The 24382-nt window shown below is 42.8% G+C and carries 27 protein-coding genes and 1 pseudogene; 1 reads left to right on the top strand and 27 read right to left on the bottom strand.

Annotated features, from left to right (window positions below; translation table 11 throughout):
- Positions 1-613, bottom strand: a 613-nt coding sequence (locus tag BUB81_RS21995) for a hypothetical protein (protein ID WP_139241653.1), incomplete at its 3' end; no start/stop codon positions are given.
- Between the two features lie 232 nt (positions 614-845).
- Here BUB81_RS21995 and BUB81_RS21115 point away from each other — a divergent pair.
- Positions 846-1838, top strand: a pseudogene (locus BUB81_RS21115) (IS3 family transposase).
- A 396-nt stretch (positions 1839-2234) separates the two neighbouring features.
- Here BUB81_RS21115 and BUB81_RS21110 read toward each other — a convergent pair.
- The 26 genes from BUB81_RS21110 to BUB81_RS20985 form a co-directional block, all read right to left on the bottom strand.
- Positions 2235-4943: a glycosyltransferase gene (locus BUB81_RS21110; protein ID WP_073325342.1), complete on the bottom strand. Its 2709-nt coding sequence runs from the start codon at positions 4941-4943 to the stop codon at positions 2235-2237.
- A 183-nt stretch (positions 4944-5126) separates the two neighbouring features.
- Positions 5127-5849: a hypothetical protein gene (locus BUB81_RS21105; RefSeq protein ID WP_073325341.1), complete on the bottom strand. Its 723-nt coding sequence runs from the start codon at positions 5847-5849 to the stop codon at positions 5127-5129.
- A 12-nt stretch (positions 5850-5861) separates the two neighbouring features.
- Positions 5862-6866: a hypothetical protein gene (locus BUB81_RS21100; protein ID WP_073325340.1), complete on the bottom strand. Its 1005-nt coding sequence runs from the start codon at positions 6864-6866 to the stop codon at positions 5862-5864.
- 102 nt (positions 6867-6968) lie between these two features.
- Positions 6969-8297 (bottom strand): hypothetical protein, encoded by a 1329-nt coding sequence (locus BUB81_RS21095; protein WP_073325339.1) that lies wholly within the window; start codon positions 8295-8297, stop codon positions 6969-6971.
- A gap of 21 nt (positions 8298-8318) precedes the next feature.
- On the bottom strand, positions 8319-9575 hold the full coding sequence (locus BUB81_RS21090; protein ID WP_073325338.1) for a glycosyltransferase family 2 protein: 1257 nt from the start codon (positions 9573-9575) through the stop codon (positions 8319-8321).
- Positions 9550-10734 (bottom strand): glycosyltransferase family 2 protein, encoded by a 1185-nt coding sequence (locus tag BUB81_RS21085; protein ID WP_073325337.1) that lies wholly within the window; start codon positions 10732-10734, stop codon positions 9550-9552. Before BUB81_RS21085 ends, BUB81_RS21090 begins: the two co-directional genes overlap by 26 nt.
- An 8-nt stretch (positions 10735-10742) precedes the next feature.
- Entirely contained in the window at positions 10743-12668 is a 1926-nt protein-coding gene (locus BUB81_RS21080; RefSeq protein WP_073325336.1) for a rhamnan synthesis F family protein, read from the bottom strand.
- Between the two features lie 2 nt (positions 12669-12670).
- On the bottom strand, positions 12671-13705 hold the full coding sequence (locus BUB81_RS21075) for a hypothetical protein (RefSeq protein ID WP_073325335.1): 1035 nt from the start codon (positions 13703-13705) through the stop codon (positions 12671-12673).
- A 232-nt stretch (positions 13706-13937) separates the two neighbouring features.
- Complete coding sequence (gene rplQ, locus BUB81_RS21070) at positions 13938-14339, bottom strand: 50S ribosomal protein L17 (RefSeq protein WP_073325334.1); 402 nt, start codon at positions 14337-14339, stop codon at positions 13938-13940.
- 39 nt (positions 14340-14378) lie between these two features.
- Positions 14379-15368 carry a DNA-directed RNA polymerase subunit alpha gene (locus tag BUB81_RS21065; protein ID WP_073325333.1) on the bottom strand — a complete coding sequence of 330 codons (990 nt, stop codon included), beginning with the start codon at positions 15366-15368 and terminating at the stop codon, positions 14379-14381.
- Between the two features lie 19 nt (positions 15369-15387).
- A complete protein-coding gene (gene rpsD, locus BUB81_RS21060; RefSeq protein ID WP_073325332.1) occupies positions 15388-16008 on the bottom strand; it encodes a 30S ribosomal protein S4 in 621 nt (206 codons plus the stop codon).
- A 24-nt stretch (positions 16009-16032) separates the two neighbouring features.
- The gene (gene rpsK, locus BUB81_RS21055; RefSeq protein WP_073325331.1) at positions 16033-16425 is read right to left on the bottom strand and encodes a 30S ribosomal protein S11; all 393 of its coding nucleotides are present in this window, start codon (positions 16423-16425) and stop codon (positions 16033-16035) included.
- A gap of 15 nt (positions 16426-16440) precedes the next feature.
- A complete protein-coding gene (gene rpsM / locus BUB81_RS21050; protein WP_073325330.1) occupies positions 16441-16797 on the bottom strand; it encodes a 30S ribosomal protein S13 in 357 nt (118 codons plus the stop codon).
- Positions 16798-16961: 164 nt separating this feature from the next.
- Positions 16962-17078, bottom strand: coding sequence for a 50S ribosomal protein L36 (gene rpmJ / locus BUB81_RS21045; protein ID WP_073325329.1), 117 nt, complete (start codon positions 17076-17078; stop codon positions 16962-16964).
- Positions 17079-17103: 25 nt separating this feature from the next.
- Positions 17104-18423, bottom strand: a complete 1320-nt coding sequence (gene secY, locus BUB81_RS21040) for a preprotein translocase subunit SecY (protein ID WP_073325328.1) — start codon at positions 18421-18423, stop codon at positions 17104-17106.
- Positions 18424-18428: 5 nt separating this feature from the next.
- Positions 18429-18863: a 50S ribosomal protein L15 gene (gene rplO, locus BUB81_RS21035; protein WP_073325327.1), complete on the bottom strand. Its 435-nt coding sequence runs from the start codon at positions 18861-18863 to the stop codon at positions 18429-18431.
- Between the two features lie 3 nt (positions 18864-18866).
- The gene (rpmD, locus tag BUB81_RS21030; RefSeq protein ID WP_073325326.1) at positions 18867-19046 is read right to left on the bottom strand and encodes a 50S ribosomal protein L30; all 180 of its coding nucleotides are present in this window, start codon (positions 19044-19046) and stop codon (positions 18867-18869) included.
- 6 nt (positions 19047-19052) lie between these two features.
- Positions 19053-19553, bottom strand: a complete 501-nt coding sequence (gene rpsE, locus BUB81_RS21025) for a 30S ribosomal protein S5 (RefSeq protein WP_073325325.1) — start codon at positions 19551-19553, stop codon at positions 19053-19055.
- Positions 19554-19562: 9 nt separating this feature from the next.
- Positions 19563-19916: a 50S ribosomal protein L18 gene (rplR, locus tag BUB81_RS21020; RefSeq protein ID WP_073325350.1), complete on the bottom strand. Its 354-nt coding sequence runs from the start codon at positions 19914-19916 to the stop codon at positions 19563-19565.
- A gap of 12 nt (positions 19917-19928) precedes the next feature.
- Positions 19929-20462, bottom strand: coding sequence for a 50S ribosomal protein L6 (gene rplF, locus BUB81_RS21015; protein WP_073325324.1), 534 nt, complete (start codon positions 20460-20462; stop codon positions 19929-19931).
- Positions 20463-20476: 14 nt separating this feature from the next.
- Positions 20477-20869, bottom strand: coding sequence for a 30S ribosomal protein S8 (gene rpsH, locus BUB81_RS21010; protein WP_073325323.1), 393 nt, complete (start codon positions 20867-20869; stop codon positions 20477-20479).
- A 12-nt stretch (positions 20870-20881) separates the two neighbouring features.
- On the bottom strand, positions 20882-21187 hold the full coding sequence (rpsN, locus tag BUB81_RS21005) for a 30S ribosomal protein S14 (RefSeq protein ID WP_073325322.1): 306 nt from the start codon (positions 21185-21187) through the stop codon (positions 20882-20884).
- Positions 21188-21198: 11 nt separating this feature from the next.
- On the bottom strand, positions 21199-21738 hold the full coding sequence (rplE, locus tag BUB81_RS21000) for a 50S ribosomal protein L5 (protein ID WP_073325321.1): 540 nt from the start codon (positions 21736-21738) through the stop codon (positions 21199-21201).
- Positions 21739-21754: 16 nt separating this feature from the next.
- Positions 21755-22069: a 50S ribosomal protein L24 gene (rplX, locus tag BUB81_RS20995; protein WP_073325320.1), complete on the bottom strand. Its 315-nt coding sequence runs from the start codon at positions 22067-22069 to the stop codon at positions 21755-21757.
- 12 nt (positions 22070-22081) lie between these two features.
- The gene (rplN, locus tag BUB81_RS20990) at positions 22082-22450 is read right to left on the bottom strand and encodes a 50S ribosomal protein L14 (protein WP_073325319.1); all 369 of its coding nucleotides are present in this window, start codon (positions 22448-22450) and stop codon (positions 22082-22084) included.
- Positions 22451-22844: 394 nt separating this feature from the next.
- Positions 22845-24230, bottom strand: coding sequence for a DUF4397 domain-containing protein (locus BUB81_RS20985; RefSeq protein WP_073325318.1), 1386 nt, complete (start codon positions 24228-24230; stop codon positions 22845-22847).
- Positions 24231-24382: the final 152 nt, after the last annotated feature.

Raw genomic sequence — 24382 nt, 5'->3', positions numbered from 1 at the left:
CGGTATTAGAATTCGTGTCACCTATCCAGTCAACCTTGGCACTCCAAACACCTGCAGCGCTATTAGCATCAAAAGTAACAGTGCTTTCATGAGTGTAAACACCCGCCGTTGATGTAGCTTGCCACCCTTGCCCTGTTGTCGGAAAAAAGATAATTTGCTTAGATTGACTTGATGGAATACCTGTCGGTGGAGTTAGTGATAATGACAGGTGATCCGGTTCGGATTCTGCTTCAAACACACTCACACGGACAGTAACCGTAACCTCTCCATTACTGACATCTACTTCATTGGATGAAAATTCCACTGAACGAAATTCTGGTGGAGTTACATCCATTGAGGTTAAGGATACTTTACTCTGAGAGTTAAGCTTCAACCCTGGTTGATAATAACCTCTCGATTGAATCTCCGAGTTTTGCTTATGGCACTCTGCTAGTTTGTTACTAATCAAGTTGCCTGAAACTGGTGCAGATATTTGTGCCTGTAAGGATTCTAACGCGGTAATGTCACATTCGCTGTTTTCAATTAAATCATTGATATTTGAAAAGGTGCTGTGAGCTGCAAAAAGAGAACAACTAAAGAAGCAAAAACTTAAAACGATTCCAAGTTTATACATCGTAAATATTCCATCATTATCTAAAACTACTTGTATGACCGCAAAATATCATGCACTAAAGTATAAGAAAACTCCTTCAATATATTTTTAAAGTGATCTATCGTTTTCCAAGCAAGCAGGTTAATTTCCATGCAGTAAAAAGCCGCCTCTAATGGAAGTGACCTTTCCCCCAAAAATAACACCATGACATTGATGAGATTTCCAATAAACTGGAGACAATGGAGATCTCAATATGAAGAAACGTTACAGCGAAGAGCAAATCATCAAGGCAATCAAGCAGCATGAAGCTGGGGCCAAGGTAGACGACATATGCCGTGATATGGGCATATCGTCGGGTACGTTTTACAACTGGCGAAGCAAATATGCGGGCATGGAAGTTAATGAAGCCAAGCGACTGAAAGAATTAGAGTCCGAGAACAGTAAGCTGAAAAAGATGCTGGCAGACAAACTTCTGGAAGTTGAAGCAATGAAGGATGTGCTGTCAAAAAAGTGGTGACGCCAGCAGCAAGAAAGCCTGTTGCCCGCTATTTGATTGAAGCATTTAAGCTCAGTGAACGGGTGGCTTGTAAGCTTGCTGGTGTTAGCAGAACAGGATTTCGCTACTGCCAAAAAGATAAGTCTGATGATTCAGTTCGTTCACGTCTGAAAGAGCTGGCGTCGCAGTATCCACGATATGGCTATTTGATGCTTCATGGCTTACTGAAAGGCGAAGGCTTGGTTGTTAACCGCAAGCATACTTATCGCCTTTACACCGAAGAGGCGCTACAGGTACGCACTAAGAAGCGTAAAAAGCTAACACGGCCAAGGCAGCCCATCGAGGTACCCTCAGCGCCGAATCAACGCTGGTCTATGGACTTTGTTTCAGACCAATTAAGCAGCGGTAGGCGCTTCCGCGTTCTGAATGTGGTTGATGATTTCTCTAGGGAAATGGTTGGCCAACTTGTATCAGTTTCGATTAGCGGAAGACAAGTCGCTCGTTTCCTCAGTCAACTGATAGAATTACGGGGAAAGCCTAAAAAGGTGATTTGCGACAACGGTACAGAATGCATTTGTCGAAAGCTTAAACGGCAAATTTAGAAATGAATGCCTGAATCAACACTGGTTCAGAACCCTGGATGAAGCCAGATATGAAATCGATCTGTGGCGCGAACATTACAATAAAGTTCGACCACATAGTTCACTGAATTACCTGCCGCCTGTTGAGTATGCAAAACGGGCAGCATAATATGAAAAATCTCATCGAGGGATTGGTGCTAATTCAGGGGAAAGGTCAACAAATGAATCTTTAAAAAATTAATCAAATATTAGATCAACATGAAAAGGAAAACTTAGCTCAGGCTTTGAATATAATTCAGGCTGGGATTTCCGATACTGGCGCAATGTTGAGGTCGATGCTGGTGTGGATTGAACTAGGCGAAACGGCGAAAGCTAAAGCGCTGAATGAGGACCTTGTTAAGCATTGCAAAGGATACGCGGAGCATCCCATCATTGCAAAGCTATACTCACCATAGCTCATAACTACTTGTCGAGTCAGCAAGCGTAAAAGAGCGAATTCAATTAGCTTTGCAGTTGAGCAATTGCTCAACTGCCGTACACTTTCTACTTATTTTCAGAATAGGGTTTACTTTGATGAATAGACGCCAACTGATTCAAAAATCTTTCTAAATTGCTTAACTCCGTGCTCGAAGGAAAAGTTTTCCTCTGCCAATAATCGACTATTCTCGGCAAAACGGTTCCACAGTTTTTGATCTTCATACAGTTTAATGATTGCTTCTATCCATTCTTCCGGGTCATTGGCGATCAACGTATTCAAGCCATTAGTCAAACCTGTCCCTTCAGCAGCCACATCAGTCAACACGGTTGGTGTTGCATAAGCCATTGCATCCAGCACTTTCCCTTTAATCCCGGCGCCGGATAATAGGGGTGCTATGAAAATGCGATGGTCGTGATAGACCCCATCGAGGGTCTCCGCAAATCCTTTAACTACTACATTTTCCGATGCATATTCCTCAAAAGCTTCAGGCATCTTACTGCCATAAATGTAAAACGTGATATCAGGCCGCACAGCAAGCAACCTAGGCATCACCTGTTTCACCATAAACTCTACAGCTTCCACATTGGGTTTGTGATTATAACCGCCCAGGAAAGCAATACCTTTCCGCTCTTTGAAACCAGGGCCTTGTGGTTTGCTATCAAGAACCCAAGGGGTAACGTGCAGATTATCCTGATACATGTTATGACTAGCAATTACAGCATGCTCAGTGGTGTTATAGGTGAGAACTGCATCCACATTTCTGCACACTTCAAGTTCAACTCCCCTGGTAATGACGGCTGTATCCATTAGAGTTTGGTCTTTTGCTGCTATTGCAGCCCTGATCTCGCGTAAAAAGTGTAAATCAGCATTATTAAAAACGATTGGTTTATGCTTTTCTTTAATGGCTTCAATATATTTACTGGCCACATCGTAACGCGTAATGTAGACCGCATCCATTTCATCAAGCCGAGTATCCAAAATATGCTGGAGAGAATAATAAAATGGAGATAGAAGCACCTCTACCCCCATATTCTGAAGCACTTTGGTATATTTCCCCATGGGCGCAAGATTCTCAGGAACAAAAGTTACTTTGAAGCCTAATGCAACCATCAACTTAATTTCCTGCACAGCGGCGTAACTGCCCGCATCAACGCCCATCATCGGCGTTGCATAATCAATAACAAGGATGCGCTGCTCGGCTTTGCGGTCTTTCTCAACGAGTAATTTTTGAAGATCAGGTTTGGGATAATGCTTAAATACGTTAAACCATTTTCTGCGGAACGTCGCCTCGTTAATCTTTTGATATTTCTTAAGTCCTTGGGTAATGTCTGTTCCATGCGAACGACCTTCAAGATGAATCACTTCCGAATGGGGAACATAAAGGACCTTGTATCCCGCATCAGCCACCTTCATCGCGAGATCTGCATCCTCATAGTAACAAGGTACAAACTCTTCACTGAATTTACCGACTTTTTCCCAAACATCTTTGCGCACACACAAAGCTGCACCAGTGACGTAATCGACTTCACGGACGTAATTCCACTCGGGTGCGTAAGGCGATTGATTACGCCCAACGTTCCAGGGCTCGCCGTTACCCCAGATAATTCCTCCTGCCTCCTGAAGCGTGCCATCTGCATTTAAAAGTTTCGATCCGGTTAAACCTACAGACTCATCTTTTTCATGCTGAGCTATTAATTCATCCAACCAATAACTGCTCACTTCAGTATCATTATTCAGAAAGACAATGTATTTACCCCGTGCTTTCGCTGTTGCAGCGTTGCAGCTACGCAAAAACCTTAGGTTTTCTTTGTTTCGCGAAATTTGCAGGTTAGCTATTATTGTTTCTGCCTTGGTGGTTTCATCTTCGGAGCAATCATCAGCCAGAATAACTTCATAGCTCGTTTTGTTAAATGCCAATGCAACAGAAGCAATGCAATGATAGGTCATAGCGAACTTGTTGTAGGCAGGCACAATTACTGAAACAACGGGCTTTTTCTCTTCTGGAAGAGAAAATTTTGGAAATGTTTTACGACTTTCATAACCTTCCACCAATACCGTATGCACTGTAGAAAGGTCTTTAATGTTGAGCTTGCAGTCGACTTGATTTTCTAATTGAAGCGTTAAAGATTCGTAGCGTTTATTAGCTGACGGCGCTTTACTGATGAGTCCAGGCTCTTTATTACTGTGTGACAACAATGAAAGAGGTGTTAATACTGGGTCCCCTTTAAACTCACCGATTCCGCAAAGTAATGGCTCACCTGGACAATGACATTCAACAACATGTACTTGCGAATCTAAATATCTTGCTGGCACCCATAAGTGACCATGGAAAGTCCGGTTTTCACTCTCTGCAGAAACCACACCAATGGTTTGCCCCTCTACACTGAAAACGATAGTTTTTTTCCACTCGCTTTGATTAGAGACAGCAACAAACTCTAAGCGGTTATTAACTAGCGATACAATACTGACATGAACACGTACTTCTGGCAGTTCTACCTCGATCTCGGGAAAATTTAAAGGCGCATCTGTTTCTGCATCTCGAAGCGAAACTTTATTCGAAAAAGACAAAAGGTCATTATTGAGTTTTAACTTAAAACCATGTTTGCCTTCATTTATTTGGTTTAATTTGAGGTCATCTCTGAAAAGTTCGGCAGATGTGATACCTAATAGCTCGCCAGACTCATTATAGGCTACAATTTCGACTGGATTCTCATTACCCAAGATTGCGGCCCATCCTGTTACATATCCGCCTTCAAGGTGATCAACGTATCCTATAATTTTTCTTTCTTCTGCCATCCTCGAGTTTTCCTTATATGTTGTAATCTCAATTCTGTTGGTTACAGCGATTAGCGTTACCAATATCCTCTGCTTCTAGTGGTGAACGATAGGGCCTTAATTATTACGCTCGAAAACAAAAATTAACATTCAATGGTAAAATCACGAAACCAATCGCTCCAGTAATTTCTGAAGGTTTCAATATTAAGCAGTGAGATTTTCTACCAATTCCACATATCCCAATTTATCTAACAACTCATCATCTAACTGAGATAAAACAAAACGAACATCATCACTGTCAAAGTCAGTCATGTAGCCATGTTTTAAATATCGCCCTTTATCAAAATCTACCGTGGTTTGATAATCCTCAAGAGATTTGGTTGTTTCTGCGTCGTTAATTCGTTTTACTTCTTTTTGAGGAGTAATAAAATTGGTTGAAATTCTCTCAAGTCCCATCTTGCCGGCGGCCCGCTCTATAATGACTTCGGGGTTTTCAACTAACCATTCGTATCGAATATGCACAAAGTCTGTCTTTGATGCGTAGTTCCAATTCATCATTGTCCAAAAATCTATTGGATTATTAAATCTCAGCTGGGGGGAATTCGCCTGTCCCTGATCAAAAACAATAATTTTGGTACGAATAAACTGCTTAAATTCGTTAGGTGCTATTAGGTTACGCTTTACCGACAAATGATATTTAAATAGTGAAGATAAAAATGAAAAAGGATTCTTAGTAATGAAAAATGCTTTTTCATAGTCAAAATGATATTGCGCATTTGAATCCGCAGAAATAATCGGTAGCAGGCCGTGCTTCCATCCAAATACATTATTTTTAACTTCACAATTATAATTTTGTTCTAAGATGGTTTTGGCGAAATTAGTCCCGCTCCTGAAACATCCCATCATAGCGATTTTAACTTTAGACATGGTGATAATCCGTTATTTACTAAGCCGACTTCGAAGTGCCGCTAACTTTTCTTTTATAAATGCGCCCTCAGGCTTAAGCTTGCTAGCCAAAAACAACAACTGCATGGCTAAACCTGGCTGCTGTTGCTCCAGAAATAACGCTGCGTTTCTGATATCCACTACTTTGTCTTTTGCTTCTTTGCCCAAAGCAATCAGTTGTTGCTGCCCTAATAGAAACTTTATATTTGATTTACAATCATAAAAATCCGGGCTATTTAACTTGTGGCCTAAGGCAGGAAATCTATTGATCAGAGCTTTCATCTGTTCTGTGTTAGCATCACCTGCATTGTGAGTAAGGTACAGTGCAGATTCCTGAGTACCATCAATTGTCTTCATTTTTATTGAACATGAAATGGGTATCACTACAACAGGCGTTCCGTTTAACCAAGACATCGCTTTAAACCATAAGTCATCAGCATTAGGCGCCAAACTCATAAATTCGTCTTCATCGGTTATTTTATTGTCGAAACATCCAGCTGGATAAAGAACCCCCCCATATCCAATCGGAATCAAACAGTGTTCCCCCGACAGTGCATGCTCCTGCGAAATAAACGTCCAACTTGGGTAAGGCGCAACGGAATTGTCCACACGATTGATAATTCGCCCTCTTGCCGCGACAACATGACCGGGATAAAAGTTAGAGTACTTGCACAAATCCGCTACGAGAGTAGCAGGATACTCAAAGTCATCATCCACTGTTATAATTGTTTCATTAGGGTATTTCTCAAGAGTAGGGATCAACTTCTTATAACTTCGGAGATTAGCACAGTAGCATATCTCGAAAATGGAACTTGAAATTGCTTTCAAAGTGTCAGGGATAGTATCCGAAGTAAACTCTTTCTCGTCTAACCAAAGTATAATCTTCTTCGGCAGCAATTCCTGTTTAAGCAATGAATTGATTGTATGATGTACTGTATGAATCCGACTACTGTAAGTAGTAAGACTAACTATTAGATTTGCTTGTTTCTTTTTAAACAAAACCTGCACCGTCAATAATAATTTGCAAAATCGAAAAACGCATTGGCGCTATGCCCAGCTTGTGTTGGAACGGCGGAATGCCATACCAATTAAGCACTTAGCTTACATCTGTTTACTATATAAGCTGTCAGAATACTCCTTTAACTTACCAAGTATAATAACACCATGCGGCCTGTACCTTCGCGCTTCTCGCATAAAATAGTATGCCATATCAATGTTGCCTAATTCTTCATGAAACAAGGCAAAATCCCTGAGTAAAATTCCATCATCAATATTGTTAGCAAGCTTTAATTTGTCTCTTATCCACTGCAAGTGTTCTTTTGACACAACAGAAACGGGTACAGAACTAAAACAATCTGTAACAGTAAGCTTTTTACGAAAGGATAAAGATACTGGTCTTAATTTTCGGCCAAGTGGAGTTCTTACGCCTGAAAATGCTTTGCCAATGACCCCGTCTCTCAAATCAGGATGAGCCGGACTAAGTGCGATTTGACTCAGCTCAGAATAAAGATGTTTGTCTTCGCTTTTTATTTTTTGAACTAAATCCGTTAAGCACTCCTTCCCCAGTCCTTGCTCAAATACAGGAGCTTGTGATGATTGCTTTACTTCTTCTAAAAATTGCTTATCGCCTTCTACGCCAATATTCTTAAACAAATCTTCAAGCGCATTTATAGATAGAGCTTTAAACTCCTCGTACTGCTTTTTAGTGTAAAGTGAAAATTGTTCCGTCTTACCACAGTATTGCTGAAGAAATCTATCCAGCCTATGGTGAACAGCGCTTATCGGCACAAGATTAAACCAGCGCTTAAACTCAAGTGCGGGAAATGAATAAGAGCCATTTATTTGCTTGTCATAGCCATCCATATTAGCTGTTAAACCAATAGTTGATGTAAAGTCTCTTATAATATTTCCGCCGTTGAAAAAACGGGCTCCATACAAACGTACGGATAGCTGACCATCTTTCTTGTTTTTTATAGTTTGGCTAAGCTTAAGTAATCTGGAAAATGATACTTCAGAGGGGACCTGTATAGTGTTGCAATTATAATGACGCTTAACAGACTGGTTATATAGTGATTCCGCGCACTCTACTGGGTTACGCAAATAGAAAATAACTTTGCATCTATCAAAAAAATGTAAAACCGGTTCAAACCTGGCGATAAACGCTTCAGAAGAAAGCAATAATGTATGACATTGTTTTGCCCGGGCATTTTCCAAAAGAAATTTCGCCTTCGATTCAGAGAAATGCAATTGCCCTTTGGAATCATATTCAAATATAGAAAGTGCATTACCAGAGCTCACTCCATTTTCATCCAAACTGTGTTCGGGATAAAAAACACCTTCCGACAGTAAAGTGTCTGAATGTTCGTTTAACCACTTTTGGATGGCTGATGAGCCGGTTTTACCTGGTCCAACGTGCAAGATTACGTTCATAATAGTCAAAATCTCAACGAACTATTTCGCCTGCTGACTTGTCGCGATTCGCTTAAATTCGTCCAGTTTTTTATTTATTAATGGGCCTGTTGGATTCAAGATATGCGCTTTTTCCATTAATGTGATTGCTTCGTCTATACTCTGTGACGCGGCATCAATGGCAAGGTCACGTATTAAGCGAAAATCGCTGGGGGACTCTTCAACCATTCTGGCGCGCTGCTGACTGAACACAGATACCACTTCATGATGAAATACCCCTCTGAACATTTGCATCATAACTGGATAATCCTGAGCCACATATTCTTTTAAATTTGCCATAGACTCATTGAAACGAGTGAGTACAAATTGTTTAGCGGCTTTGCTGATATTGCTAAAATCAATTTCTTCCTTGAATCTATTTAAACTGGCAGTGTATTGGAAATAAGCATCTTCAGGTAATGCTACTTCCTGATACCACGAATCAGGTGTTGGCAGCCCATGCCTATTCGTTTTATAGGGGAAAGTTTCTCCGGGCCGTCCACGATATAAAAGCGAAATATATTCTTCTATAGAACGATGAGCCCGATGGTAAATAAAAGCAGCCTTCAAGCTTTGCAGGTCCTCATGGACGGCTTGAATAAGGGATTGCCTGGGTTTAAAAAGTGCGCCGTCAACGAGAATATGCTTTGCGTTACTTTCTAATAGCCCAACGTGATGTCGTAGTTCTACAATCGGGGTGTCGATTGGATATAGTGTTTTTACCAATGGCGACAAATTACCCTTTATGTTTATCGGCAGCTCACTAAAAGCGTTTAAGTCGCCTAAATCATTCAACCATTCAAAAGATATAACATCTGACTGTGAATAATTGTCTAGGAACTGATGTATGGTTAAATCAAAACTTTTCGGGATCCAGAACTCATCAATATCCAGAAAAAAGATGTGGCTGTATCCGCCTTCTCTTAAAGCTTCGTCCCACACTTTGTTATAGACGATAAACTGGATCTGTTTTTTCGCGTCTTGCGGGCATTTATCTATCCAATCAGCACTAAACCAACTTACTTGGGGATAAATTGACGAAATGCTATCTAATACCTCGACGGAGTTGTCTGTAGTCCGGTTGATATAAATGTCTATTTCATCAAACCCAAAATACAAATGATGATGCACCCATTCAGGAAAGTAGAAGGCTTCATCTTTCGCAATCGCAACGAGCTTGATCTTACCTCGTTTGTGCCCGCTGCCATCAATTTGTGTCGATACATTGCCGGCTTTAAATAATTTTTTGATTATACTCATTTATTTTTGCATTAATTCTGGGGCCATGCGGCCTTAATTCCCGAGCCTTCAACATGATTCGTCTTGCTTCTGCCAATGAATAGGTTTCAACACTAATGGCAAGATCCCTAATCGCGTCTACATCGTTACCATAGTCAACCATTAGTTTGTTATGGAACTGCTTTATAGCATTCGCTACGCGTGGCTCTGTCACATTTCGGAACAACTTCAATATCTGCTTGTGGTATTTCGGAAGGTTTTGCTCAACTGAATTTATCGCCTTTTCGAATCGCTCAAGCACAAATGCTTTAGACAATTCTGTAGGCTCCGAAACACCTGTTGCTTGTATAAACGCTTCAAAAGACGAGGTATAAGCAACATATCTTTCTTCTGCAAAAGTGTAGCTTAACTCAGTTATTTCACTATCCGGCAGGCCATTGCGATTTGTTTTATAGGGTAAAGCACTGCCTTCTGGGTTTCCCCTAAATAATGAAGAAACATATTCGGTTTCCGATCTGTAAAACCGATGATAAATGAATGCACCTGAATAGCAACCGGTAGCCGCATGCTCATCTTCATTTTTAGATTCTTTAAACTCTTTTCCATCAGCACTGATGTAATTATTAGGAGTTAGCAATGGTTTGTGTAATCTAATAGCTCTGATTTTTCTGGATAATGGAAATAGACTTTTTACCACACCTGAAGTTGATCCCACTAGTACACTAGGTATAGTTGCGAAAGCTTCTTTAGCCGGTAAGTCATTCAGCCAATTAAAGCAAATTGCATTTTCGGTTCCAATGTTCTCTACAAAGCCCCCTATTGTAAGAGTAGGGTCTGTAGGTACCCAAAACTCATCTATATCCATAAGCATTACATGTGTAATTAGGGTCGGATTATTCACCAGGTCACTCAGTACCATGCCATAAGCTATATGTTGAAGCTTTTTATGTACGCTACCAGGAATAAGATCTACGAAATCTGCGAACCTCCACTTAACCTGAGGATATTCTTTGTTTATGCGTTTCAACACCTGAAGGCTGCTGTCCGACGTCCTATTTAATACAACTTCAATTTCACTAAATCCAAAATACAAGTGATGATGAATCCATTCAGCCAAGTAGGCGCCTTCATCCTTTGCTATGGCTATAATTTTTACATTGCATTGGCTACCCTTACTCATAGTTTTTGCTACTCACCAAAAAAAGGATATCTACCAAAGTGACTGATTTGCGCGCCCCACTTCAGCACATCGTTTTCATTTGGCTGATTAAACTTGGTGATTTCATCAAATCCAGCAATTGCCCATTTGTCTAAAGGATTCAAAATGTGAATATTTTGCAACCCATAGTCGCCACAAATTTGAGCATCCGAGCGAACATTGTCGCCAACGTGGATGAAAGATAGCCCTTTTTCATTTACCAGCTTTTTAATATGTTCCCACATTGTGCCAGCGTCTTTTCTCTTCCTTAAATCTGAACTTACAAACAACTTGTACGGAATCGCAATGCCAATTTTCTTCAGCATGGTTTCAATTTGTTGTTTTGTGTAATAGATGTCAGTAATAAACCAGATTTCTTTGCCAGCTAAACTCAACTGCTTAACAATTTCTACCATTTCGTCTTTTGGCTCGGACATCTCTAAATCAAATAAAAACTCTTTGTTCATCCAATCTAAAGCGACAATCTCATCCACCTTCATTACTTCTGCTAACTTTTGGTACGCTTCGACAATGCTAACATCCCCCTTAAAGTCTCTTTCCTTTCGGCATATGAGCTCGCTTTCATTTCTTAACGATACAAATTCGTCAGGACCATCAAAAAATCCTAAATCAGTGAGCTCTTTGCCTAATAAATATTTAGCGTAATCAGGTTCCGTAAATTTTCTGCGTAACACAGTATCGAACACATCAAACGATACTACCTGAAAATTCTGTAAGTCATTAAGTAATGCCTGAGGCGGCTTATAGTAACTGGTAGATATGTAAGATTTGTCTCTGGTAAACCTGCCTAATGGAGGATAATAAAAGAACTGTTCGTAACCCTCTTTTTCAGCCAATAATCCTAATAACCTTTCCAAGGCATGTAACTCACTGCCATCATTAGGTAGAGGCTCTTCAGGAAAGTCACTGTATTCAAAAGTACTTTTTAGTAATGGGGCTAATGCTTTAGGCCTAGCCCAGAACATACCTCCAACTGGGTAGTTTATAAAATTATCATCAATATCTATTTCCCAGTTGTTTACATATTTTTGTGCAAAAGGTTTGTTGCAGGTCCAGTGATTTACCCACGCAGGCATCATCCAAAACGAAGTTGGATAGTATATCCCTAGCTCTGGACGTTCATCGAATAATCGCAACACTGACGTTACAACGTGCTTATCTTTTAGCAGGAATTGATTTTGATAATCAAACCACTGTGTCTGCTCTCTTCCGCTGTAGAGTGACTTTTTGGAATGAACATGACACATCAGATCATACTCTAGCAACTCTTTCGCGAAGTGAACTAAGAATGGTCCAAAGTTCCGTCCTCTATTTTCGCAAACCGCGGTTTTAACTGAGCTAGCCTTACCACTACTTAAAAACTTGTTTTTCGCAGCGTTAGCGATTTGCTCTGTAGATGCAGTAACAAAAACATCAACTTTAGTAGGAAAAGCTTTAATACATTCATAAAACTTGTCTACAAAATCTGCGTAGAAAATATGTAGTACGAGTGCGACCTTTTGCTTTTGCCATGTTCCTGTTTCTACAGGTACCAGATTATCTGTTGGAACCCAACGATTAATAGCCGTTGAAAATGTCCTTCCCTCAAATTGACCATGGTACATATGATGTATTAGAGGGGAAATTCCCTGATGATAAACATCTATGTTACAACGGTTATACGTTTCGGTATCAAACATTGGTGAAGGGTTTACATTAGCAAACGTCGATTTAGAAATATAATCTTTGAATGCATGCCATTCGCTAATGAAACTGCCATAGTGTTCCTGATACCACTTCGCATCAAATAGCCCACTCTTTTTTGCCAAACTATAAGCTTTCGCTAAAGAAGGGCTCGATAGTTTTTCAGAACCCGCCTGGGCAGAACGTATGATTTTTTTAATTTTTGTCTTCATATCTACATTCCAAAAAACTGTAACGAGTTAACATTTCCGAACCCGGAAATCGCGTCATCAAATTCAAACAATGCCCAACTGGCCTGCGGCAATAAGTGCCGCTTGTTTACATATAAGCTGTACAGTGACTCAATCTCGCTTGACGAGAATTCAACTTTATTCGCTTTATAATGTTTAACCGCTTCAATGATGCCTTCGAAAACCAAATTAAGTCTCTCAAAATGCTGTTGAGTGTAGTTTCTCTTCCCGTAGCATGGAATGAAACTATGATCATGGCCAACGAGTAAATCTACGAATTGACCTTCAGGAGACGTGAAAAGCGACTCTAAGAACATAGAGCGATCAAGCAATGTGTAACCGCCCCCCATTTTTACTTTGTCCTTGAAAACGTAATTAAGGTTAGCAATGTGGCCTTCGACTTCTTCATTGTTTGAATCTGTTGTTATGAAGTACATTCCATGACTATCGCTTTCCAATAATAATGAAAGTAACTTTTGAATAGTTCCGGAGTATCCTACGTCCAATAACAATGCTTCATTGAGCGTGTTTGACGTTAAACCGATACCAGATAAATAAGACAAGTAATTTTGTCTGGTAGCTTTAATAAGTCCCTCAATAGTAGACGACTCCCTTTCAAGGATTCTTTCTATCTTATGTGCATCTTTAGGTAACGTAATAGTTTCCTGTATTTCCTCAGTATTTAAAAAGCTAAGAGCCTGCTCAAGCGTAAATCCATAACGCGAAACAAAAAACGTTAATAACTCCCCATCGTAAGCATGTCCCAAGCTGTAGGACCAAGAACGATCATCACTAAGAAGTATTCTAAAAAGAAACGTTCGTGAGACTAATAAATAGTTAGCATCTAAGCTAGGTAAATAAGCCTCCATAGCTGCTTTAAAGAGATACCCTTCTCTTGCCAAACAGTATACCTGTTTAGGATTTTCTTCGAGAAACTCTGATACTTTCTTAATGTAGGTATAAACAATTGGTCCACAAAAATTGAAACCAAATTGTTTAAGAGATGTAGATTCAACCATGAATAATAAGCTTACCTAGAATGAAAATTTGCTTTCGATGCAATGCTGTAGCAGCCAGAAATAGTAACATCATATATTGAAAAAGTCTCAGATAGACTTTATCTCATCTATGTTCAAATTTGATTTTATCATTGAATAAAGGCAACTAGACGACATGGCAGTAAAAACAAAAAACCCGCCAAAAGGCGGGTTTTTTTATCATTAAATCGGCGTATCCGATTTGAGTAATTGCTTACTCTTCAGCTGCTTCTACTGCTTCTTCTTCAGCTTCTACAACTGGGCGGTCTACTAGCTCTACGAAAGCCATAGGCGCGTTGTCGCCGGCGCGGAAACCACATTTAAGAATGCGAGTGTATCCACCTGGGCGAGCTTCGTAACGCGGGCCAAGCTCGTTGAACAATTTACCTACAACCTCTTTATCACCAGTGCGGGCCATTGCCAGACGACGGTTTGCAACGCTGTCTTGCTTAGCCAGTGTGATTAGAGGCTCGATTACGCGACGTAATTCTTTCGCTTTAGGTAACGTCGTTTTGATCACTTCGTGTTTAACCAAAGAACCGGCCATGTTTTTGAACATAGCTTGACGATGGCTGCTGTTGCGATTCAACTGACGACCACTCTTACGATGGCGCATAGTTTTATCCTTCTACAAATCAGTTTGCGATAAACCTGATTAATCTTTTTCAGCGATGCTCTCAGGTGGCCAGTTTTCCAGGCGCATGCCCAGAGAAAGTCCACGTGATGCTAGAACATCTTTGATCTCAGTTAGCGATTTCTTACCTAAGTTAGGAGTCTTAAGCAACTCAACTTCGGTACGCTGAACCAGGTCACCAATATACTGGATAGCTTCTGCTTTTAAGCAGTTCGCAGAACGTACTGTCAGCTCCAGATCATCAACAGGGCGAAGAAGAATCGGATCGAATTCCGGCTTCTCTTCTTTCTGTACTGGCTCAGAGATATCACGCAGTTCAACAAACGCATCCAATTGCTCAGCAAGGATGGTTGCACTACGACGAATGGCTTCTTCAGGATCCAAAGTACCATTCGTTTCCATATCAATGATCAGCTTGTCCAGGTCTGTACGCTGCTCAACACGCGCAGATTCTACGGTGTAAGCAATACGCTCTACAGGGCTATAGGAAGCATCCACTAACAAACGACCAATTGGACGATCATCTTCTTCAGAGGAACGACGAGTTGACGCTGGAACGTAACCACGGCCCAATTCAACTTTAATGCGCATGCTGATTTCAGCTTCACCAGTTAAAGTACAAATTACGTGCTCAGGGTTAACGATTTCTACGTCACCATCATGCTGGATATCACCAGCGACAACAGGGCCAGCGCCAGATTTCACCAGAGTTAGCGTCGCTTCGTTTTTGCCTTCTAAGCGAACCGCTAAACCTTTCAGGTTCAACAAGATTTCAATTACGTCTTCCTGAACACCTTCTTTGGTGCTGTACTCGTGAAGTACGCCATCAATTTCCACTTCTGTTACTGCACATCCAGGCATAGACGACAGCAAGATGCGACGTAAGGCGTTACCTAAAGTGTGGCCAAAGCCACGCTCCAGGGGTTCCAAAGTTACTTTGGCACGAGTAGGAGATACGTTTTCGATCTCTACTAATCTCGGTTTAAGGAATTCAGTCACAGAACCCACAATGCTTCCTCTTTAGTTAGCTTTACTTAGAGTAAAGTTCGACGATCAACTGTTCGTTAATTTCGGCAGACAAGTCTGTTCTTTCAGGAACACGCTTGAACGTACCTTCCATTTTGTTGCTGTCTACTTCAATCCAGGTTGGCTTCTCACGTTGTTCAGCCAGTTCCAAAGCAGCCGCAATACGCGCTTGCTTCTTAGCTTTTTCACGAACAGAAACCACGTCTTCGGCAGTAACGTTAAACGATGGAATGTTTACCACTTGGCCATTAACCATAATTGCTTTGTGGCTAACCAGCTGACGCGCTTCCGCACGAGTGCTGGCAAATCCCATACGATAAACTACGTTATCAAGACGCTGCTCAAGAAGTTGCAACAGGTTTTCACCAGTGTTGCCTTTCAGACGAGCGGCTTCTTTGTAGTAGTTACGGAATTGTTTTTCCAAAATGCCGTACATACGACGGACTTTTTGTTTTTCACGCAGCTGAACACCGTAGTCAGACAGACGGCCACGACGGGCACCATGCTGACCAGGAGCTGTATCGATTTTACACTTAGAATCGATTGCGCGAACGCCGCTTTTCAGGAACAGGTCTGTTCCTTCGCGACGGCTAAGCTTGAGTTTTGGACCCAAATATCTTGCCATGATCTTTCTCCAACTGTCCGTCGATTAAACGCGACGTTTTTTCGGTGGACGACAACCGTTGTGAGGAATAGGGGTCACATCGGTAATGTTTGTGATCTTGTAGCCTGTAGCATTCAGAGCACGGATCGCAGACTCACGGCCTGGACCTGGACCTTTAACGAATACTTCAAGGTTCTTCAGACCGTATTCTTGTGCGGCAACGCCAGCACGCTCAGCAGCAACCTGTGCAGCAAAAGGAGTTGATTTACGTGAACCACGGAAACCAGAACCACCTGAAGTTGCCCAAGCCAATGCATTGCCTTGACGGTCAGTGATAGTCACAATTGTATTGTTGAAAGACGCATGGATATGAGCCATACCGTCTGCAACCTGACGTTTAGCGCGCTTACGCGTGCTACGAGTTGGTGCTTTTGCCATAACTTGTCCCCTCGCTTACTTCTTAATTGGCTTACGAGGACCTTTACGGGTACGCGCATTAGTTTTAGTGCGCTGACCACGTAGAGGCAAGCTACGACGGTGGCGAATACCACGGAAGCAACCCAGGTCCATCAAACGTTTAATGCTCATAGAAACTTCACGACGTAGGTCACCTTCTACAGTGAATAACGCCACTTGTTCACGAAGCTTCTCAATAGTTGCTTCGTCAAGCTCTTTGATTTTTGTATCTTCTGCAACACCAGCGCCTGCACAGATGCTTTTCGCACGTGTAGGACCAACGCCATAGATTGCCTGAAGGGCGATCACAGCGTGCTTGTGCTCAGGAATGTTAATGCCAGCGATACGGGCCATTAACAGCACTCCTCTTAAAAATATGTCGACGACCTAAAAAGCCCGTTAGGATACTTATCCGTCGAACAAATTGCAAATGATAGATGATTAATTTAGTTGCGCCGAAAGCAGAACCTGGTGTCAGGTTCTGCTTACAGTGTTAACAAATTATTCACCGCGTTAGATTAGCCTTGACGCTGCTTATGCTTAGGGTCAGAACTACAAATCACTCGAACAACACCGTTGCGCTTAATGATTTTGCAGTTACGGCAAATCTTCTTTACTGATGCACGAACTTTCATTACATCACTCCGTAGTAGGCTTATCTTAGCGGCCGTAGCCTTTAAGATTCGCTTTCTTCAGAACAGACTCATATTGACTTGACATCAAATGGGTCTGCACCTGTGCCATAAAGTCCATGATAACAACTACGATAATCAACAGTGACGTTCCACCGAAGTAGAAAGGCACGTTCCACGCAATCAACATGAACTCGGGCACTAAACAAATAAAGGTTATGTATAGAGCGCCAGCAAGTGTCAGACGAGTCATTACCTTATCGATGTAGCGTGACGTTTGCTCACCCGGGCGGATGCCTGGAATGAATGCACCGGACTTCTTCAGGTTGTCTGCTGTATCACGCGGGTTAAATACCAGCGCGGTATAGAAGAAGCAGAAGAAGATAATAGCAACTGCATATAACATCACGTACAACGGCTGACCTGGAGACAGTAGCAATGCTACGTCCTGAAGCCACGCCATTGATTCATTCTGTCCGAACCAGCCCGCAATCGTGCCAGGGAACAGAATAATACTGGATGCAAAGATTGGTGGGATTACACCCGCCATGTTGACCTTAAGTGGTAAATGCGTGCTCTGCGCTGCAAACACCTTACGGCCCTGCTGACGCTTTGCATAATTCACCACGATTCGACGTTGGGCGCGCTCTACGAACACAACCAGGTACGTCAAACCAATCACAATGGCACCAATCAATAACAGTAGCAACATGTTAATGTCGCCCTGTTTCGCCTGTTCCGCAGTCTGACCTATCGCTGTTGGCAGACCGGCAACAATACCAGCAAAAATCAAGATAGAGATACCGTTACCGATACCTCGTTCAGTAATTTGCTCACCTAACCACATCAGGAACATGGTTCCCGTGACTAAGCTCACTACCGCTGTAAAGTAAAATCCGAAGCCAGGATTAATCACCAAACCATTAATCAGGTTAGGCAGGCCGGTTGCAATACCAATCGACTGGAAAGTCGCTAGTACCAGCGTTAAATAACGCGTGTACTGACTGATTTTACGTTTACCTGCTTCACCTTCTTTTTTCAACTCTACCATTGGCGGATGCACAACGGAGAGCAGCTGCATGATAATCGATGCAGTAATGTAAGGCATAATCCCCAAAGCCAGAACTGATGCACGCTCAAGCGCACCACCGGAGAACATGTTAAACATTTCTACGATGGTACCTTTTTGTTGCTCGAACAACTGTGCCAGTACTGCAGCGTCGATACCAGGAATAGGCACATAAGAACCTAACCGGAATACTACAATTGCTCCCAGTACGAACAACAATCTCGCTTTAAGCTCACTCAAGCCGCTTTTAGCGCCCGAATCCAATCCTGGTTTCGCCATCTAGCTTATTCCTCTACTTTACCGCCAGCAGCTTCAATCGCTTCCTTGGCACCTTTAGTAACCTTCAACCCGCTTACAGTCACAGCGCGTGATACTTCACCGCTCTTCATAACTTTAACGAACAGTACGTCTTTCTTAATAAGACCGGCTGCTTTCAAAGTGTCTAAAGAAACAGTATCACCTTCAACCTTAGCGATTTCAGTCAGTGTTACCTGGTCAGTAACAAAGCTCTTACGAGACGTGAAACCAAACTTAGGAAGACGACGCTGGATTGGCATTTGACCGCCTTCGAATCCTGGCTTAATAGAACCACCAGAACGGCTGGTCTGGCCTTTATGACCACGACCACCAGTCTTACCAAGACCAGAACCAATACCACGACCTACGCGCTTCGCTGAAGGTTTAGAACCTTCTGCTGGAGAAATTGTATTTAAACGCATGTCTTACTCCTCCACGATCTCAACCATGTATGATACACGGTTGATCATGCCACGTACGGCAGGGGTATCTTCCAGTTCGCGAACATGGTTGATTTTACGCAGACCCAAGCCTTTCAGCGTTGCTTTGTGCTTTGGCAGACGGCCAATCGCACTTTTAGTTTGCTTTACTTTAACTGTTGCCATGTCGAATTACCCCAAAATTTCTTCTACAGATAATCCACGTTTCGCAGCAACGCCAGCCGGAGAGTTCATCTCTGTCAGAGCGTTGATAGTTGCGCGAACAACGTTGATTGGGTTAGTAGAACCGTAACATTTTGAAAGTACGTTCTGCACACCAGCTACTTCAAGTACTGCACGCATTGCACCACCGGCGATAATACCGGTACCTTCTGATGCAGGCTGCATGTAAACTTTAGAGCCAGAGTGGCGACCTTTAATAGGGTGCTGCAACGTGTGACCGTTCAGGTCAACATTAACCATGTTACGACGGGCTTTTTCCATCGCTTTCTGGATAGCGGCTGGCACTTCGCGTGCTTTACCGTAACCAAAACCAACACGGCCATTGCCGTCACCAACTACAGTCAATGCAGTGAAGCTGAAAATACGACCACCTTTAACCACTTTAGATACGCGGTTAACGGCAATCAATTTTTCAAGCATATCACCTGTTTGAACTTCTTGTTTAGCCATTATTAACTCCTAGAACTGAAGGCCAGCTTCGCGAGCTGCATCAGCTAATGCTTTAACGCGACCGTGGTATTTAAAACCGCTGCGATCGAAAGCAACATCTTTGATGCCTTTTTCAATTGCGCGTTCTGCGATTGTTTTACCTACTAAAGCCGCTGCTTCAGCGTTGCCAGTTGATTTCAGATCTTTAGCCAGATCTTTTTCAACCGTAGAAGCCGCCGCCAATACTTCAGCACCGCTAGGAGCGATTAACTGAGCATAGATGTGGCGAGGTGTACGGTTAATCACCAGGCGATGCGCGGCCAGTTCACGAATTTTAGCGCGTGCGCGAGTTGCGCGACGCAAGCGTGCTGCTTTCTTATCCATCGTATCACCCACCTACTTTTTCTTAGCTTCTTTACGACGTACGTTTTCGTCTGCATAACGAACACCTTTACCTTTGTAAGGCTCTGGTGGACGGTAAGCGCGAATGTTCGCCGCAACCTGACCTACAACCTGCTTATCGGCGCCTTTAACGACGATTTCAGTTTGTGTAGGAGTTTCAACTGTAATGCCTTCAGGCATTTCGTATACTACAGGGTGTGAGAAACCCAGAGTCAGGTTCAGTTTGCTACCTTGTGCTTGTGCACGGTAACCAACACCTAACAGCTGCAGTTTTTTCTCAAAACCTTGAGATACACCGATTACCATGGCGTTAACCAAAGCGCGTGCAGTACCGGCTTGCGCCCAACCGTCGGCAAAACCTTCACGAGGAAGTACTTTAACCTGGTTTTCTTCCTGCACAACTTCAACCGCGTCATTGAAAACGCGAGTCAGTGTACCTTTACTACCTTTGATAGTGACTTCTTGACCTGAGATAGAAATTTCTACACCAGATACTACGTCAACAGGGGCTTTTGCTACTCGAGACATTTCAACTCCTCCGATTACGCTACATAACCGATGATCTCACCGCCCATGCCTGCTTTACGCGCAGCACGGTCAGTCATCACACCTTTAGAAGTTGACACGATAGCGACACCCAGTCCGCCCATCACTTTTGGCAGCTCATCTTTTTTCTTATAGATGCGCAGGCCAGGACGGCTAACACGTTCGATAGTGTCGATTACTTGCTTACCTTCGAAGTACTTAAGAGTCACTTCCAAAGTAGGCTTAACGTCACCAGATACAGCGTACTCAGTGATGTAACCTTCTGCTTTCAATACTTCAGCAATCGCAACGCGAAGCTTAGATGAAGGCATAGCTACAGCAACTTTCTGTGCCATCTGGCCGTTACGGATGCGGGTAAACATATCCGCGATAGGATCTTGCATGCTCATATCAGCTACTCCTTACCAGCTGGCTTTTTTCAAGCCAGGGACTTCACCGCGCATAGCTGCTTCACGCAACTTAATACGGCTCAGACCGAACTTACGTAGGTAACCATGTGGACGACCAGTTACACGACAACGGTTTTGTTGACGAGATTTGGCGCTATCACGTGGTAATTGTTGCAGCTTCAATACAGCATCCCAACGCTCTTCTTCAGAGGCGTTAACATCGCTGATAATCGCTTTAAGCGCGGCGCGTTTTTCAGCATACTTAGCAACTAGCTTAGTACGCTTAGCTTCACGAGCCTTCATTGATTCTTTTGCCATAACCCTACACCTTATTTTCTGAATGGGAAGTTGAACGCACTTAGTAATGCGCGCGCTTCTTCGTCAGTGCCAGCACTTGTAGTGATGGTGATATCCATACCGCGAACTTTATCTACCTTATCGAAATCGATTTCAGGGAAGATGATTTGCTCGCGAACACCCATGCTGTAGTTACCACGACCGTCGAACGACTTGGCATTTAAGCCACGGAAGTCACGGATACGTGGAATTGCAATCGAAATTAAGCGCTCTAAGAACTCCCACATGCGCTCGCCGCGCAGGGTTACTTTACAGCCAATCGGATAACCTTCACGGATTTTAAAACCCGCTACTGATTTACGTGCAACTGTAACAACAGGCTTTTGACCCGCGATAGCAGCCATATCGGCTGTCGCGTGCTCAAGAACTTTCTTGTCAGCAACTGCTTCACCTAAACCCATGTTTAGAGTGATTTTTTCAATCCGAGGGACTTGCATGACGCTTTTGTATCCGAACTGCTTAGCAAGTTCAGCTACTACTGTTTCTTTATAGAAATCATGCAGTTTCGCCATCGTACTCTCCAATTAATTAAACAAGTTCACCGTTAGACTTAAAGAAACGAACTTTCTTACCGTCTTCAGTACGGAAACCAACGCGATCAGCTTTACCCGTAGCAGGGTTAACTACCGCAACATTAGAAACGTGAATTGATGCTTCTTTCTCAACAATACCGCCAGCTACACCCAGTTGTGGGTTAGGCTTTTGGTGCTTCTTGACAAGGTTAACACCTTCAACGATTACACGGTCTTCAGACGTTAAAACACGCACGACTTTGCCTTGCTTGCCTTTGTCTTTGCCCGCTAATACGACTACTTCATCATCACGACGAATTTTTCTAGCCATTATCGTGACTCCTTATAGTACCTCTGGGGCCAGTGAGATGATTTTCATGAAGTTGTCACTTCTCAGCTCACGTGTAACCGGTCCAAAGATACGCGTACCAATTGGTTGCTTGTTGTTGTTCAACAACACAGCTGCATTGCTATCGAAACGGATGGTAGAACCATCAGCGCGACGAATGCCTTTTCTAGTACGCACCACCACTGCGTTCAGTACGTCACCTTTTTTTACTTTACCGCGAGGAATTGCTTCCTTCACAGTAACTTTGATGATGTCACCGATGCCTGCATAACGGCGATGCGAGCCACCAAGAACCTTAATACACTGAACCCTGCGAGCGCCGCTGTTATCGGCAACATCCAGGTTAGTTTGCATTTGGATCATGTTAGTGCTCCGCTATTTAATATGACTCTTACGAGTCGCCTACTGTGCTAAAAACGGCCATTTTGACCATTTTTAAACCATACCCCGCTAAAAAGGGCGCGAAATAATAACAGAAAAGATTCACTGAAGGTAGTTCGATTTTGAATTATTTTTGACTAATTCAAGAAAAAAGCAGGCTAACACAGCAAATGTGCTGTGTTTCAAGGTTCAGACTACTTGTTAAGCCTTAGACAGGCCGGAATTTCACTGTTCCAAGCAGTATGGGGGCAGATGTGTAAACATCAATAAGAGCGCGTATATTATCGTTTTTATATGCTCTTGGACAACAAAAATCGCCGGGCTAGCCCGGCGATTTATTTTACAGGTCATTTTTAAGGTGTTTAGTCAGTCGAGACTAGTCTACGACTACGATTTCATATCCTGAGGCGTTGTCAGACGGCTCTACAGTAATAATATAGTTTGTATCTTCATTGAATCCGGTCAGTGGCAAGCGATACAATAAGTATTGCTCGTCATTGTTGTCTTCGTGCACAGCAATGATTTCATAGTAGTCCGCAGGCACAACGTCAGTGTCGGTTTCAGTGAACTCTACGTTCTGGACACTGTATTCTGCCGTGTCGATAGTTTCATCGTGTCGCACCAGGTAAAAGTCTACATCGTCGTAGTCTTCAACCAGGTTTACAAAGTTGATGGTCTTGTCGTAGGCCTGTGATAACGAGCTCTCTACAAAACTCAGCGACGCTAGTGCCCCTGCTTTTTCATAAATCACAATTGCTTTACTCTCACTTTGATTGAGTGTGATCAGCTTGTTGTTGAATGCTGTCAGGCTGGTATCGCCAATGGACGCTGAAATACGGTAATCACCATAATTAATTTCGGTAAAGTCACTTACTTCACCCGCAGCCAAAGTTAACGTAATGGCCTCTCCTTCGTCGTCGCCGGTAAAGGTAACGGTAATAGGTGAATCACTGTCCAGGCTATTGTAAATACGGTATTGAGACAACGCATCGACGTCGGTGACCTCAGACACGGTAGAGGAGTTCAGTAATACATCCATTGCCATACCATTTTGAATAGCTCCTGAGATATCACGCATTAGCAGTACATATTCAGTGTTGTAGGCAAAGTTAATCGTGGGCGTTTCAAATACAACGTCGGTTTCGCCGGGGTTAGTCAGATAAATGGTATATTCATCTTCGTTGAAGTCTTCACTGTCTGAATCGCCATCCCAGTAGGTGTATTCTGTCAGTTCACCCGCCTCGATAGTCCCTAAGTAGTTAGCGGCTTCAAACGGGTCGCCTGCATCACTCATATAGAGGTCAAAGGACTGTGTTTCGTCGACTAACACTGACGTCGCCATCAGACGGAAGTACTCGTCCAACGTCTCACGCTTAAACTGGTACGACTCAAACGATGGGGATTCAAAGTCACCGCGCATAATGACAACCGTTTTGTACGATTTCTTTAACTGTACGGTAAGTTCATCAATCACCACTTCCTGATCATCTGAATCAAGACGGTAAAATTCTAACTCTAACTCACCTGAGTCCAGTGCAAGTAGCGAGCTACTGTCACCAAACTGTGCGGCGCCGAGATCATCGCCATCTAACTCGCGAAAATAAACGGTAGCCCCATTTGGCGAGCCATTGTAGAAGTGTAAATAAGCGTAGGTGTAATCACTGTTACCACCGCTGCCTGAACCACCGCACGCGGTGAGAACACTCACTAAAAACAGCGCACTGGCAGCGCGAAACAGGGTCTTGATTAACGGGAAGTGCATAAATGTAAATGTCCTTGCAAAAAACGGAATTAACGCATCGGCGCGTATGGTACACGTGTAAAGACGCTACAGGAGCAAGGTGGTTCGCCTCTTTACACAACCTTTGCAATCACTGACATTAACAACACATTGGTAAGCTTCAGACACAAAAA

This window comes from Marisediminitalea aggregata, assembly GCF_900129565.1.
GTDB classification, from domain to species: Bacteria; Pseudomonadota; Gammaproteobacteria; order Enterobacterales; family Alteromonadaceae; genus Alteromonas; species Alteromonas aggregata.
This window is presented reverse-complemented; position numbering and strand designations above follow the sequence as displayed.